This window comes from Bifidobacterium sp. ESL0763, assembly GCF_029433395.1.
In the GTDB taxonomy this organism is placed as follows: Bacteria; Actinomycetota; Actinomycetes; order Actinomycetales; family Bifidobacteriaceae; genus Bifidobacterium.
This window is the reverse complement of record NZ_JAQTHW010000002.1, coordinates 353,036-367,054: the sequence shown is the minus strand read 5'-3', so window position 1 is coordinate 367,054 and position 14,019 is coordinate 353,036. Positions and strand designations below refer to the sequence as shown.

Below are 14,019 nucleotides of genomic sequence, written 5' to 3'. Positions count from 1 at the left end.
AACCTAGAGCCTGTCCATCGCCGAGACGAAGGCGTCGATGGCCTCGCGCGCCTGGAGCAGGTCGCCGGGGTCGTTGACCACCACGGCGAACGCCACCACGCCGCCGCCCCTGCGCGAGGCGGTGCCGGCCATCGAGGTGACCTCGTCGAGCGAACCGGTCTTGACGCGCAGCAGCCCGGCGTCGTCGGGATCCTGGATGCGGTTGCGCGCGGTGCCCACCAGCCCCGGCACCGACAGTCCCTCGGCCGCCGCGGCGCCGGAACCGGGTTTGAGGTTGCGCGCCTGCACCTCGACCAACGTCCTGACACCGACCTTGGAGCCCGGGGAGAGCCCGGAGCAATCGGCCATGGTCAGGCCCGTGGTGTCGATGCCGGCCTGGCGCACCTTGGTGGTGACGGCCTTGGTGGCGCCCTGCGGCGAATTGGCGAAGCCGTTGCGCAGGGCGGTCAGCCTGCCGAATTCCTCGGCCAGCGTGTTGTCGGAATGGCGCAGGGCGAAGGCCAGCACCTGCGAAAGCGTCGCGGAGCGCACCACGCCCAGCCGTGCCGCTCCCCCGGCCACGCGTCCGGCGGAGGCCCCGCCGTCCACCTTCACGCCACGCTGGGCGAGCAAGGAGGCGAAGAGGTCCGCCGCGTCCTGCGCGGGTGTGGTGCTCATGGTCGGATAGGCGGTGTAGGTGTCCGGGTCGTCGGGGCCATAGCCGCCCCACTGGCGTCCGCCGTCGACGGCCATGGACGAGACGGCCGTGTATTCGGTGTTGCCGTCGTTGTTCTCGGCGATGTTCTCGGGGTACCTGCTCTTGCCGAACAGGCCGTCGTCATAGCGCAGCCTGACGGTGGAGATCCCGCGCCTGGCCAGCGACTGGGCCGTCTGGTCGGCAAGCGTCGCCAGCCCGGCGCGACCGTTGATGTGGTTCGGGTCGTTCTCGCCGGCGCCGAGCAGCATGTCGCCGTCGCCCTTGAGCGTCACGGTGGCCGCGCCGCCCCGGCCCCGCGCGCCGTCGAGGTAGGCGACAGTGGAGAAGGTGGAGCCCATGTCGAGGCTCGTCGAGGCCGCCAGGGCCGTGAGCGTCTTCATGGTGGAGGCGGGTTCGCGGGGCGTGCCGTCGTTGCGGGAGGCCACGATCGAGCCGTCGGCGCCGGCCACGGCCACCGAGAAGTCCCCGCCGACGCCGGGGGCCGAGGCGAAGGCATCGATCGCGGCCTCGGCGGCCTGTTTGTCGACCGGCTTGCCCAGGTCGGCCCTGCCGGCCACGTCCCTGGCCGCGCGCACCCGCATCGGCGCAGAGGCCTGCGGGCGTTGCGTGCCGCCCGAGGTGAGCATGCCCGGAACCTCGCCCCGGATGTCGAGGACGGCATAGCCGCACGCCAGGGCCAGGGTGACGAGCACGGCGAGGCCGATGCGCCAGGCGCGGGCCACGGCGAGCGCCCTGCCCGAACGCCGCACGTGCCTGCCCTTGCCGGATTCCTTGTCCATCATGCCCCTCATCGTTGCGTCACCACGTCGTTTCCTTCTGCCAACCATAGAGCATGGCTGGCACCTCGCACACCCTCTTCTCCTAGCCCTTGTGGGCGATGGGCTTCCACTGGGCCTTGGAGAAGATGGCCTGGAAGGAGATGGGGATGTAGCTGGCCATGTAGATCGGGAAGCTCAGCACGTAGGCGAAGAGCTCCTTGTTGGAGGCACCCACCTGGTCGCGCTCGGCGAGGATGGTGAGCAGGGCGAGCGCCATCATGCCCAGCAGGCCCAGCACGCCGCCGGCGATCCAGCTGACCAGCGCGTCGAGCTGCGAGGCCCATGAGACGAAGCCGAAAAGCGAGAAGCAGACGCCGAAGACCACGCGCAGCGCGCCCAGCAGGGTGAACGGGCAGATGAGCAGGGTGAAGTCGACCGCCGAGAAGTCGCGCTCGCGCACCGCGCGCTTGATCAGCTGGGGGCCGTAGTAGCGGAAGACCTGCAGGAACCCCTTGCTCCAACGCAGGCGCTGGCGCCAGCTCTGTCCGAAGGTAACCGGCTGCTCGTCGTAGAGGATGGCGGTGCCGCAATAGCCGATGCGGTCGCCATGCAGCACCGAGTCCATGGTGAACTCCAGGTCCTCGGTCAGCAGGTGGAACTTCCAGCCGTTGTTGCGCTTCATCACCTCGCGCGAGAACATGAAGCCGGTGCCGCCCACGTGGCAGCTGGAGCCGAAGAGCATGCGCGAGTTGTTGAGGAAGCGCGATTCGCGGATGAACCAGAGCGCCGAGCCGGAGGAGACCCAGTTGTCGGAGAGGTTCACGGAGTTGCGGTAGCTGGTCAGGATTCTGAAGCCGGACTGGAAGGCCTTGTTCATCTCCTCGATGTAGTGGCTGTCGAGCTTGTTGTCGGCGTCGAAGACGAAGTAGGCGTCGTAGTCGTCGGTGACGCCCCTGCCGATCATCGCGTTGAGCAGGTAGGTCAGCGCGTAGCCCTTGCCGATATGCTCGGTGTCGTGCCGCTCGACGACGTTGCAGCCCTTGGCGCGCACCACCTCGGCGGTGGCGTCGGTGCAGTTGTCGGCCACCAGCCAGATGTCGACCATGTCGCTGGGGTAGGTCTGGGCACGGATCGAGTCGATGAGGTGGGGCACCACGTTCTCCTCGTTGCGCGCGCTGATGAGCACGGCGTAGCGCTTGTCCATCGGCGCGGGCGGGAAGGTGATCCGGTGGTGGAACAGCGAGGCGATGATGCACACGCCCTGGTATCCGAGGCTGACGACGCCCAAGATCGTCATCAGCACGTCGAGGATGCTGAGCAAGACCATTAGTTCCACCTGCTTCGCGGATTGTCGGTTGGCGTATCGACTTCATCTTTCCGGTGCGCCTCGACGTCCGGGGCATGCCGCGACCGGCCGTCGCCACCCGCCTCGCTGGATTCGGGCTCCTCGGTGCCACGCAGCCTCGGCTTGGCGCCACCGCCGTTCCCGCCGGAGGCCTTGCCGGACTTGGCGGAGGTGGCGAGCACGCCCTTGGGGATGGCCACCGTCGCCGACTCGTCAAGGTCCGAGGAGGTGGCCGCGCCGCCGGCCTCGTCGAGATGGTAGACCTGGTCGCGCAGGTTGCGGACCTCCTCGTTGACCGGCACGCGGGCGCTGGAGCCCTTGGCGGCGCGGGGCATGTGGTCGGCCACCGGCTTGATGACGTGCTCGTTGAACGCCTCGGCGCCCTCGACCACCTTGGACTTCTTGACGGGCACCGGGTCGTTCATCAACGGCGACTCCACCAGGTCGTAGCGCTTGGTGCACACCTTGAAGATCGCCTGCAGGCTGGCGGTGACGGGCAGCGCCAAGAACGCCCCCAGCGCGCCGAACAGGGCGCCCAGCACCAGCACCGACAGGAAGGCGATGGCGGGGTTCAAGTCCATGGTGCGCTGCGAGACCTTGGGCGAGATGATGAGGTTCTCGATCTGCTGGTAGATGATGATGAAGGCGACCACGGCCACCCCATAGACCAGGCCACGCGAGCTCCAGGCGAAGATGACCGGCAGCGCGCCGCCGATGTAGGTGCCGATGGTGGGCACGAACTGCGAGACGATGCCGCAGAAGAGCGCCAGCGGCAGCCAGTTGGGCACGCGGATGGCCATCAGGAATATCGAGGTGAAGAAGGCGTTGAACACCGCCAGGATCGTGCGCGAGAAGAGGAAACCGGAGATCTGGGTCTGCGCCACGGTCCAGCCGAGCAGGAAGCGGCGCTGCATGGCGGGCCCGAGCCACTGGCACAGGCTCCTGCGCATCTTGGGACCGGCGGCGGAGACGTAGTAGGTGACCATGACCACGGTGAGCAGGTTGAGCAGGAAGCTGAAGAGGCCCATGGTGGTGCTCAGCGCCTGGCCGGCGAAATCGGTGACCCACGAGGTCTGCACGTTCTTCATGATCTCGCTGCCGAGGTTGTTGATCTCGGGCAGGGAAAGGTTGAGGTATTGCGTGACCAGGTCGCGCAGCTGCTCGTAGAGGGAGGGGATGCCCCTGATCATCGAGATCATCTGCTGGATGAACATGTTGCCGAAGAGGGCCAGCAGGCCCACCACGATGACGATCAGGCCCACCAAGCAGGTCGCCGAAGCCACCCCGCGCTTCCAGCCGTGGCGCACCAGGCGCACGACCAGCGGCTCCATGGCCAGGGCGATGAACACGGAGATGACCAGGTCGAGCACCACGAACTCGACCTTGCCCCACGAGCGCCAGACGAAGACGAAGACGAAGACGGCGATGCCGGTGTAGAGCAGCGCGCGGCCCCACCAGTCAGGCGGCCGGCGCGAGTCGCCCTTCGGGGGGAACACCGAGGCAAAATCGATTTTCTGGTCATCACGTTCGTCCATGCTTCCTCATCCTACCCGCCCCCCGTGTGTAGGGCATATGGCTTATCCTTGTACATTATGCTGAAGGTCTCGATCATCATCCCCGCCTATAACGAGGAGGCACGCATCGCCAATTGCCTCTTGAACGCAATTCGGCAGACCGTCGCACCCGGCGAGATCCTGGTGGTCGACAATCGTTCCACCGACCGCACCTGCGCGCTGGTCGAGCGTTTCATCGCCGAGCATCCCGGCAGTGGCGTGCGCCTGCTGCACCAGGAAGACGAGCAGGGGCTGATCCCCACGCGCAATTTCGGCTTCGCCGCCGCCTCGGGCGACATCTACGGGCGCATCGACGCCGACTGCATGCTCAAGCCCGACTGGGTCGAGACCGTCACCTCCATATTCTCCGACGACCCCGAGGCGATGGCGGCCACCGGCCCGGCGGTCTACTACGACATGCCCGCCCGGCACGCGGCCCTCGAGGGCGACGACAAGGTGCGGCGCGTCACCTACCGCGCCGACGGCGGCCACGTGCTGCTCTTCGGCTCGAACATGGCCCTGCGCGCCTCGGCGTGGGAGGCGATCAAGGGCGACGTGTGCCGCGACGAGCGCGACGTGATGCACGAGGACATCGACATCTCGCTGCATCTGGTGGACCACGGGCTCAAGGCCGTCTATTCCTCGAGAATGATCACCGGGGTCTCGGCCAGGCGCATGGACACCTCGTTCTCCTCGTTCCACCGCTACATGCGCCGCTTCAAGAACACCTTCGAGGCCCATCCCAACCATTCCCGGCGCCACAACACCGAGCGCACGCTCTACGCCATCTATCCGGCACTGCGCGTGTTCTACCCGGTCTACCAGCGCTATCTCGGACGCAGGGACATCAACCCGGCCGCGGCCCTCTGGCGGCGTGAGCAGCGCGAGCTGGTCGGCGCACGTTCCGTCACCGAGGACGACATCGACCGGTAATACCGACAACCAACAATTCCGGCAGTCACCGATATGGACCGCCGGCAACGCGGTCTTTCACACTCAGCTGGACCTCGGGTCCGGCACGGTCGGAACAAACCATCCGAAGCGTCGGCAGGACAGCAACTGCGCGAGGTGAACACCCGTTTGCGCTGAAAGATATCAATGTTTGAGAGACACGCTAGGATTGGTGACCTAAAAACGGGTAGGATCTCCGGCGTCGACAGGCGCCAGGAAGGTGAACGATGACGCAATTTCAGTGGGGCATGTGGGGCTGGCAGGCGCTCTATCTTTTCGAGGCGTTCGTGCTCTCCACCGCCATCGGCGTGGAACGCCAGGCCAGGCACAAGGACGCCGGCACGAGGACGCACGCCTTGGTGGGCGTGGGCTCGGCGCTGTTCGTCATCATCAGCAAGTACGGCTTCATGGATGTACTCGCGGCAAACGTTAAACTCGACCCCTCGCGAGTGGCGGCCCAGATCGTCTCCGGCATCGGCTTCATCGGCGCCGGCGTGGTCTTCACCCAGCGCTCCCACGTGCGCGGGCTCACCACGGCCGCCTCGGTCTGGATCACCGCGGCGATCGGCGCGGCCTGCGGAGCCGGCCTGTTCCCGCCGGCGGCAGTGTGCACCATCCTCTATTTCATCGCGGTGCTGCTCTTCCCGGCGATGATGAAGCTCATCTCGCCGCGCCTGAACTACAACGACGTGCTCCGGCTGCGCTACGTCGACGGCCACGGCACGCTGCGCTCGATCCTCGCGGTCTGCGCCGCCCACGACATCTCGGTGGAGGGCTTCTCGACGCACAAGCCCAAGAACGGCGGCGAGGCGCGCGCCGGCGGCGAACCCGTCGTCTCGGCCAACCTCGAGATACGTGGCAGGGAGAGCGGCGAGCTGATCCGAGACCTGAGCGACCTGGACGGCGTACTCTCGGTCAACCGCATCGACGGCAACGAGTGAGCGCCGGCGGCCCGTGCGCCGCATGCCCAAAACGTTTGCACCGAAAGCGCCGAAAATAGACGGCGATTGCTATATTGGGTACGTCCAATACTTCACAACAAGAGGTCGCAGCATGCCAATTCGACAGGAACACCTGCTACTCGAGGATATGCGGAGCGTCGTCGACGTCTTGCACCGCGAGCAGGACGATGTCACCCCGTATCGGCAGGACTACCGCGATCTGCTCGACAACCACGGCAAGATGATCCGCGCCTCGCTGGTCCTGATCTTCTCCTACGGCCTGGGCGCCAGGCCCGAACCCGCCTCCGAGACCATCGTCACCGGAGCCGCGGCCATCGAGATGCTGCATCTGGCGACCCTCGTGCACGACGACGTGCTCGACGACGCCCCCATCCGCCGCAACAAGCCCACCGTGCACACCCTGCGCGGCAACAAGGCTGCGATCTACCTGGGCGACCTGCTGCTCTCGCGCTACATGGAAATCATGGCCGGCATCGCGCCGAGCACCGGCTTCATCGCCTACCACGCCCACACGGTCAACGAGATCGTGGCCGGCGACCTGCTGCAGGAAAGCGCCCGGCACGACACCGCCATCACCCGCGAACGCTACCGCAGGGCCATCAGCGGCAAAACCGCCGCGCTCTTCCGCCTGGCCTGCACCACCGGTCTCGAGCTTTCGGGCATCGACCCGTCCAGCCCGCTCATCTCGCTGGCCAGGGATTTCGGCGAGAACCTCGGCGTGGCCTTCCAGATCGTCGACGACATCGAGGATTTCAACGTCGCCCACGACACCGGCAAGCCCAAGCTCGAGGACATCCGCGACGGCATCTACACCCTGCCGGTGATCCTGGCCCTGGAGGACGACCCCTCCTTCGCCGATGTGGTGAGGGCGGACGATCCGGCCCGCGTGCTCGCCTATCTCGACGCGCACCCGCAGTACATCGAACGGGCCAAGGACGCGGTCCGGGCGCGCATCGAACGTGCCAGGAAGACCCTGGGCGAACCCGGGAGCCAGGAGCTCAACGCCGAGACCCGCGACCTGCTCTCGCGCACGCTCGACAAGCTGGCGGCCACGCTCTGAGAGCGCAGGCCAGGCCATAGCCTTCCCATGAGTTCCTATGGAAAACACAGTTGGGTCCCACCAGCATCAGCCGGTGGGACCCATTGCTTTGCCGTGGATCACGGTTTCACAGCCTTCTGAAGGAACGCGCTCACGCGCCTTTCCCGACCGCCTCCAGATCGCCCACGTCGAGCTTGTAGAGCTCGCGGAAGCGCGTGTTGGTGCGGTAGAGCTCGGCGGGAGCCCCCTGCATCGCGATCCGGCCGTCCTCGAGGAAGACGACCTCATCGGCCTGTTCCAGCCCCTGCAGGTGGTGGGTGACCCAGAGCATGCTGCGATCCCCCGCGGCGTCGAAGATCATGGCCATCAGGTCGCGCTCGGTGATCGGGTCGAGGCCGATGGTCGGCTCGTCCAGCAGGATCACCGGGGTGTCCTTGAGCACGATGCGGGCCAGAGCGATGCGCTGGCGCTGGCCGCCGGAGAAACGCTGGCCGGACTCGTCCACGGAGGTGTCGATGCCGTCGGCCAGCGCGCGGACCGTCTCGTCGAGCCGTACGGCCTTCAGCGCCGCCCACACGTCCTCGTCGCTGGCGTCGGGGGCGCCCAGGCGCACGTTCTGCGCGATGGTGGTGTTGAAGAGGAACGCCTGCTGATTGAGGTAGCCGAAGATGCGGGCGCGCTCGTCCTGCAGGGCGGCCACGGGGATGCCGTTGATGGTGATGCTGCCGCTCTGGGGCTCTAGGTCGCCGAGCAGCAGCTGCAGGATCGTGGTCTTGCCCTCGCCGCTGGGGCCGAGCAGCGCGACCTTCCGCCCTGCGCCGATGTGCAGGGTGAAGTCGTCGAGCAGCGTGGGCTGGCCGGGGCCGTAGGCGAAGGTGACATGGTCGAAGTCGATGGACTCGATGGGCCCGTCTAGGCTTTGCTGCGCCACCGGCTCGCCCTGCCTCGATTCCACGCGCTCGGTCAGGTCGTTCAGATGCTTCAGGGAGTCGCTGTAGAGCGGCACCTCGGCGGCGGCCTGCGCCACGTTGATGAAGCAGTCGACCAGCGGGAAGACCGCCAGCACGATGGAGGCCGACCAGTCGGCCATGGACTTGGAACCGGTCATGGTCATCGCCGCCCCGACCATCAGGCCGACGGCGATGACGCCGAAGACGACCTGGATGGCGAAGTTGCGCCAACGCTCGAAGGCCTTTTGCTCGTCCTGGCTACGCTGGATGCGCCGGTATTCGTTGGCGCCGATGGAGGCGAACTCGTCGCCCTTGTGGGTGATGACCCAGTCGCTGAGGCCCAGGTAGCTTTCGGTGACCTTGGTGTATTCCTGCGCCTGCTGCTGCTTCTCGAGGGCGAAATGGCCGGTTGAGAAGCTCAGCGAGACCAGCGGGATGAGCACCAGGACCAGCGCCAGCATCACGAAGAGCAGCAGCGCGCCGGTCCACGAGAAGACGCCCATGGCGATGGTCACCACGACCCAGAGCACATAGGCCACCACCGTGGGGAAGATGGTGCGCAGGTAGAAGTTCTCGAGGTGGTCGAGGTCGTCGGCCAGCAGGCTCAGCACGCTGCCGGTGCGCTCGTGCTCGTTCAGGAACGCGGCGTCCTTGGAGAGGGTGCGGTAGAGCTGCACGCGCAGCTTGGAGATGACGTGGAGCACCCAATCGTGGCTTTTGAGCTGCTCGACGTATTTGAAGACGGGCCTGCCGATGCCGAAGGCGCGGGTCAGCACGATGGGCACGTAGACCAGGAGGATGTTGTAGGGCATGCGCGCCGAACGGTTGATCAGGTAGCCGGCGGTGAACATGAGGGCCGCCGCGCAGACGAAGGTCATCAAGCCCAGGAAGAAGATCAGGACGAGCTTGCGCCGGTTCTCCTTGAGGTAGGGCCAGAACCAGTGGTCGTGCTCCCAGACCTTCAGGTAGTCGCGCAGCCTCACCTTGCCGCCGTCGTGGGGTGTGGCGGCCTGCGGGACCTGTGCCTCGCCGGTGCCGGTGCCGTTCATTGCCTTGCCGTTCAAGCCGTCCTCGCCGTTCCTGTCGTTGCCGGATGGGGTCATGTTCGCCTTCTGCGTCTCAGTCGAGATAGCGGTCAATCTGGTTGCCTCCCATCTCGTCCATGAGCCGGTCCAACGGGCCGCCGGCTCCGATCAGCTGCTTCGGCGAGCCGGATTCGGCCACCCGGCCCTTCTCCAGCACCAGCACCTGGTCGACGTTCTCGAGCCAGTGCAGGCGATGCGTGGCCAGGATGACCAGGTGGTGCTCCATGATCGGCAGCAGCGTCTGCTTCAGGTCGTATTCGGTCTCGATGTCCAGGTGCGCGGTGGGCTCGTCGAAGAGCAGCACCTCGCGGGACTTGTCGAGCAGCACGCGCGCCAGGGCGATGCGCTGGGCCTGCCCGCCGCTGATGCCGCGGTTGCCCTCGCCGATCAGGGTGTCGAGCCCGTCGCCCAGCTGGGAGAGCCACTCGTCCAGCCCGGCCTCGTGTGCGGCGGCCTTGACGGCCCCGTCGCTGGCGTCCTCGACGTAGAAGCGGATGTTGTCGGCGATGGTGCCGCTGAAGATGTAGGGGGTCTGCGGGATGTAGCTGATATGGCGCTGCCACGTCTCGACGTTGAAATGCTCGAGATGGTGGCCATCCAGCTCGATGGAACCGGCGTGCGGAACGTTGAAGCCGGCCAGCAGGTTGATGAGCGTGGACTTGCCGGCGCCGGACTTGCCGATGACGGCGATCTTGCCATAGCCCTTGAAGTCCATGGAGATGTGGTGCAGGGCGTCAGGCTGTGTGGCCGGGGCTTTTCCGGCCTCGTCGACGCCTTGGGGCGCGCCCTTGCCCGCACTCCCCCGCCTATGTCGCTGGGACCCATTGGGTCCCTTGGAGCCCTTGGCGTCGTCGCCTTCGCGCTGCTGCTCGACGGCGTTCATGGCCACGCTGTGGCCGGCCACCGTCTGCGCCGCGTCCTCGCCTTGGGGCCTGCTGCCTTCGGGATAGGCGAAGTCGACATCCTCGAGCCTCAGCTCGCTGTCGGCCTTCCAGCCGTCCCACTGGGTATCGCCGTCCTGCGGGGTCTCGGGGCTGGCGATGAAGCCCATGATGTCGTGCAGGGCGTTCTTGCCGTCGAGCGTGGCGTGGTAGTTGTCGCCGAACTGGCGCACCGGCAGGAAGTAGTCGGGGGCCATGATCAGCGCGAACATGGCCGGAAAGAGCGGCATGGTGCCGTTGACCAGCCGCAGGCCCAGGAAGACGGCCATGATGGCGATGCCCAGCGTGGTGAACCAGTCGAGGGCGAAGGTGGAGGTCATGGCCACCTTGAGCACGTCCATGGTGCGCTTGCGGAAGCGTTCGCTCACGCTGTAGATCTCGCCCTCGTACTCCTTGTCGACGCCGAGCATCTTGAGGGTGGGCAGGCCGAGGATGCTGTCGACGAATTTGGTGTTGAGGATGTTGAACTGGGCGTACTGCCTGTTGGAGCGGTCGCGGGCGGCGAGGCCCAGGATGACCATGAAGAAGATGATGAGCGGGTACATCAGCAGCAGGATGAGGCCGCTGACCCAGTCCTGCCACCACACGGCCACGAGGATGACCGGCGAGATGAGCATCATGTCGGTCATCTTCGGCAGCAGGATCTCGATGTAGTGCCTGACCTGGTCGAGTCCGTCGATGAGCATCGTCACCGTCGAGCCGGTGCCCCTCGAGGCCAGCGCCTGCGGGCCCAGGCGGAAGATCTTGTGCTGCAGCCGCGGGCGGATCTGCCCGGCGACGAGCGTGCCGTACCTGCTGGAAATATGCTGCTTGGCCACGTCGCACAGGTGGCGCACCGCATAGAAGGCGAGGAATTCGATGGCCGGCCCCACCAGCGTGGAGACGGCATGGAGCTTCCAGATCTCCACCAAGCCGCGCGCCAGGCCGTGCGCCTGGCCGGCGATGCACAGCGCCTGCAGCAGGGAGAGCAGCGCCAGCAGCCCCATGCGCCACCGCACGCCCGCGAACTCGAATAGACTTTTATCGATCACGACCAGCACAACCTTTACGTCGAAGAGAGGAACAAAAGAGCCCGACGCCCTTTGCCACCACGGTGAACATTATTGCACATTCACCATGGAGGCCGAAAGGGCGACGGGCGGGATTCAGCGATGCGGCTGAATGGGAACGGACATCAGACCGTCACTCGGCGATGGCCGCCTTGATGGAGGCCGACGAGGAGTCCGTGATCAGGCGCTTGCGCTGGATGAAGTAGGACCAGCTGAAGTAGATCAGCACGATCGGCAGCAGGCAGCACAGCACGATGGTCATCACCTTGAGCGTGTACGGCGACGCGGAGGCGACGGAGACCGCCAGGCTGTTCTTGGCGTCGTCGGCGATCATCACGTTCGGGAAGAGCCCGTTGAAGATGAAGGCGATGATGCCGGCCAGCGTGATGCCGGAGGCCAGGAAGGCCCAGCCACCGTGCTTCTTGGCCGCGGCGAAGTGAGCGCAGATGGTCGCCACGAGGATGACCACCGTGATCACGAGCGTCGAGACCGGACGGCGCTGATAGAAATCGGTGCAGAAGAACGCCAGCAGGACGAAGACCACCAGAGCCGGGTAGGCGATCCAGTAGACCTTCCTGGAGGTGTTGAGCATGCGCTCGGACATCTCGTCGTCGAGCTTCAGGCTCAGGAAGTGCAGGCCGTGCACGAAGCTGAAGAACACGACGGCCACGCCACCGACGATCGAGAGCAGGTTGACCACGTCGAAGAATCCGGCGTGGACGTTGCCCTGGGCGTCCATCGGCATGCCCTGGATCAGGGAGGTCAGCATCATGCCCAGGAAGAACGGGGCGCCGACGCTGCCGATGAAGTTGAACCACTGCCACAGGCTGCGCTCACCGTCGGTGATCGCATGGCCGGCGAACTCGAAGGAGACACCGCGCAGGATCAGCGAGACGAGCACCAGGAACAGCAGCAGGTAGTAGCCCGAGAACAGGCTGGCGTACCACAGCGGGAAGGCCGCGAACATCGCGCCGCCGCCGGTGATCAGCCAGACCTCGTTGCCGTCCCAGTGCGGGCCGACCGCGCGCATGTAGAGCGCGCGCTCGTCGCCGTTGCGGGCCAGCACACGGGTGGCCATGCCGACACCGAAGTCGATGCCGTCGAGGAACAGGAAGATGGCGAACACCAGCGCGATCACGAAGAACCACAGCAACTGCAGGAACGTATTGCCATCAATCAATGGTTTGGCAAGGAACTCACTCATGCCAGCGCCACCTTTCTAGTAGCCGTCTGGGCCGCGGCCGCTGGAGCGGACTCCGGGGCCTTGGCGGTTGCGGCGTTCTCCGGCTCCGGGCCCTGATGCAGCACACGGCGCGAGTAGAAGATCATCACGCCGCCCATCAGGCAGAAGAGCAGGAAGTAGACGATATTGGTGATCAGCAGGCTGGGCACGGTGGCCGTCGGGCTGACGGCGTCCGCGATGGTCTGCAGACCATAGACGATCCACGGATAGCGGCCGAGCTCGGTGATGAGCCAGCCACCGGTGGTGCCGACGAACGGCAGGTAGGTGCACACGCCCAGGATCCAGAGCTTCCAGCGGCTGTCCGCCAGGGTGTTCTTGGAGGAGCGGGTGAACCACAGCACGCAGATCGCGAGGATCAGCGTGGCGACGCCGACGGCGGCCATGAAGCGGAAGCTCCAGAACAGCACGTTGGTGGGCACGTAGTAGTTCGAGATCTCGGGGTGGGCGATGCCGTCCTTGATGATCTTGCCGTGGTCGGCGATGAACTGCTTGTTGAGGGTGTTCATGCCGTAGATGGTGCCACCGTAGAGCTTGTGGAAGGCAAGCAGCGAGAGCATGCCCGGGATCTCAAGGCCCGCGGCGGTGTGCTGGCCCTCGTTCATCAGGCCGACGACCATCCACGGAGCCGGGCTCTTGGCGTCCTCATAGAGGCCCTCGGTCGCGGCGAACTTCATCGGCTGGTCCTTGATGACCTCGAGGGTCTGCAGGTCGCCGGTGATGATCACGAGGATGGAGCCGATGATGGCCAGGATGGAGCCGACGCGGATCGAACGCTCGAAGAAGGCACGGTCACCGTCCTTGCGCATCAGGCCGAAGGCGCTCATGCCCACGACCACGAAGGAGCCGGTCAGCAGCGCGCCGGTCGCCACGTGCGGGAACTGGCGCCACAGCTGCGGGTTGCTCACCACGGCGGCGAAGCTGGTCATAACGGCATGGCCGGTCTTCTTGTCGATGCCGTAGCCCACGGGGTTCTGCATGAAGCTGTTGGCGGCGAGGATCCAGATCGCGGAGACCGTGGAACCGAGCCAGGTCAGCCAGATGAAGATCACGTGCACGCCCGGCTTGAAGCGCTTCCAGGTGAACATCCACACTCCGATGAAGGTGGACTCCATGAAGAAGGCGAGCAGGGCCTCGATGGCCAAGGGGGCGCCGAAGATGTCGCCCATGAAGCGGGAGTAGTTCGACCAGTTCATGCCGAACTGGAATTCCTGGATGATGCCGGTCACCACGCCGACCGCGAAGCTCAGGAGGAAAATCTTCCCCCAGAACTGGGCCATGCGCTTGTAGACACTCTTTCTCTTCGCGACATATAACGTTTCCATAACGGCGACGGTGAACGCCAGACCGATGGACAGCGGCACGAAGAAGAAGTGGAAGACCGTCGTCATCGCGAACTGGAATCGCGATAACCCTAGAATGGTCATTTTGTTCCTTTCTTCTTACTAT

General features: G+C 65.6%; 10 protein-coding genes. 3 read left to right on the top strand and 7 right to left on the bottom strand.

The window, feature by feature from the left end; all coding sequences use genetic code 11:
• Positions 1–3: 3 nt before the first annotated feature.
• The 3 genes from PT282_RS02440 to PT282_RS02430 form a co-directional block, all read right to left on the bottom strand.
• Complete coding sequence (locus tag PT282_RS02440; protein WP_277167994.1) at positions 4–1,479, bottom strand: D-alanyl-D-alanine carboxypeptidase/D-alanyl-D-alanine-endopeptidase; 1,476 nt, start codon at positions 1,477–1,479, stop codon at positions 4–6.
• Between the two features lie 79 nt (positions 1,480–1,558).
• Complete coding sequence (locus PT282_RS02435; RefSeq protein ID WP_277167993.1) at positions 1,559–2,782, bottom strand: glycosyltransferase family 2 protein; 1,224 nt, start codon at positions 2,780–2,782, stop codon at positions 1,559–1,561.
• Positions 2,782–4,335, bottom strand: a complete 1,554-nt coding sequence (locus tag PT282_RS02430) for an AI-2E family transporter (protein WP_277167992.1) — start codon at positions 4,333–4,335, stop codon at positions 2,782–2,784. Before PT282_RS02430 ends, PT282_RS02435 begins: the two co-directional genes overlap by 1 nt.
• A gap of 57 nt (positions 4,336–4,392) precedes the next feature.
• Here PT282_RS02430 and PT282_RS02425 point away from each other — a divergent pair, with 57 nt between their 5' ends.
• The 3 genes from PT282_RS02425 to PT282_RS02415 all read left to right on the top strand — a co-directional run bounded on the left by PT282_RS02425 (position 4,393) and on the right by PT282_RS02415 (position 7,326).
• On the top strand, positions 4,393–5,286 hold the full coding sequence (locus tag PT282_RS02425; protein ID WP_277167991.1) for a glycosyltransferase family 2 protein: 894 nt from the start codon (positions 4,393–4,395) through the stop codon (positions 5,284–5,286).
• A 245-nt stretch (positions 5,287–5,531) separates the two neighbouring features.
• Entirely contained in the window at positions 5,532–6,245 is a 714-nt protein-coding gene (locus tag PT282_RS02420; protein WP_277167990.1) for an MgtC/SapB family protein, read from the top strand.
• 112 nt (positions 6,246–6,357) lie between these two features.
• Entirely contained in the window at positions 6,358–7,326 is a 969-nt protein-coding gene (locus PT282_RS02415; RefSeq protein ID WP_277167989.1) for a polyprenyl synthetase family protein, read from the top strand.
• A gap of 130 nt (positions 7,327–7,456) precedes the next feature.
• Here the strand turns inward: PT282_RS02415 and cydC are convergent, their stop codons facing one another.
• From cydC to PT282_RS02395, 4 genes are all read right to left on the bottom strand, one after another.
• Positions 7,457–9,358 (bottom strand): thiol reductant ABC exporter subunit CydC, encoded by a 1,902-nt coding sequence (gene cydC / locus PT282_RS02410; protein ID WP_277167988.1) that lies wholly within the window; start codon positions 9,356–9,358, stop codon positions 7,457–7,459.
• Positions 9,359–9,374: 16 nt separating this feature from the next.
• Positions 9,375–11,312, bottom strand: a complete 1,938-nt coding sequence (locus PT282_RS02405) for an ABC transporter ATP-binding protein/permease (RefSeq protein ID WP_277167987.1) — start codon at positions 11,310–11,312, stop codon at positions 9,375–9,377.
• A gap of 151 nt (positions 11,313–11,463) precedes the next feature.
• Positions 11,464–12,534 (bottom strand): cytochrome d ubiquinol oxidase subunit II, encoded by a 1,071-nt coding sequence (gene cydB / locus PT282_RS02400; protein ID WP_277167986.1) that lies wholly within the window; start codon positions 12,532–12,534, stop codon positions 11,464–11,466.
• A complete protein-coding gene (locus PT282_RS02395) occupies positions 12,531–13,997 on the bottom strand; it encodes a cytochrome ubiquinol oxidase subunit I (protein WP_277167985.1) in 1,467 nt (488 codons plus the stop codon). Before PT282_RS02395 ends, cydB begins: the two co-directional genes overlap by 4 nt.
• Positions 13,998–14,019 lie beyond the last annotated feature (22 nt).

Coding starts and splice junctions, on each gene's coding strand:
- PT282_RS02395 (WP_277167985.1), bottom strand. CDS start 13,997: ATGACCATTCTAGGGTTATCGCGATTCCAGTTCGCGATGACGACGGTC.
- PT282_RS02435 (WP_277167993.1), bottom strand. CDS start 2,782: ATGGTCTTGCTCAGCATCCTCGACGTGCTGATGACGATCTTGGGCGTC.
- PT282_RS02440 (WP_277167994.1), bottom strand. CDS start 1,479: ATGATGGACAAGGAATCCGGCAAGGGCAGGCACGTGCGGCGTTCGGGC.
- cydB (WP_277167986.1), bottom strand. CDS start 12,534: ATGAGTGAGTTCCTTGCCAAACCATTGATTGATGGCAATACGTTCCTG.
- PT282_RS02420 (WP_277167990.1), top strand. CDS start 5,532: ATGACGCAATTTCAGTGGGGCATGTGGGGCTGGCAGGCGCTCTATCTT.
- PT282_RS02430 (WP_277167992.1), bottom strand. CDS start 4,335: ATGGACGAACGTGATGACCAGAAAATCGATTTTGCCTCGGTGTTCCCC.
- cydC (WP_277167988.1), bottom strand. CDS start 9,358: ATGACCCCATCCGGCAACGACAGGAACGGCGAGGACGGCTTGAACGGC.
- PT282_RS02425 (WP_277167991.1), top strand. CDS start 4,393: ATGCTGAAGGTCTCGATCATCATCCCCGCCTATAACGAGGAGGCACGC.
- PT282_RS02415 (WP_277167989.1), top strand. CDS start 6,358: ATGCCAATTCGACAGGAACACCTGCTACTCGAGGATATGCGGAGCGTC.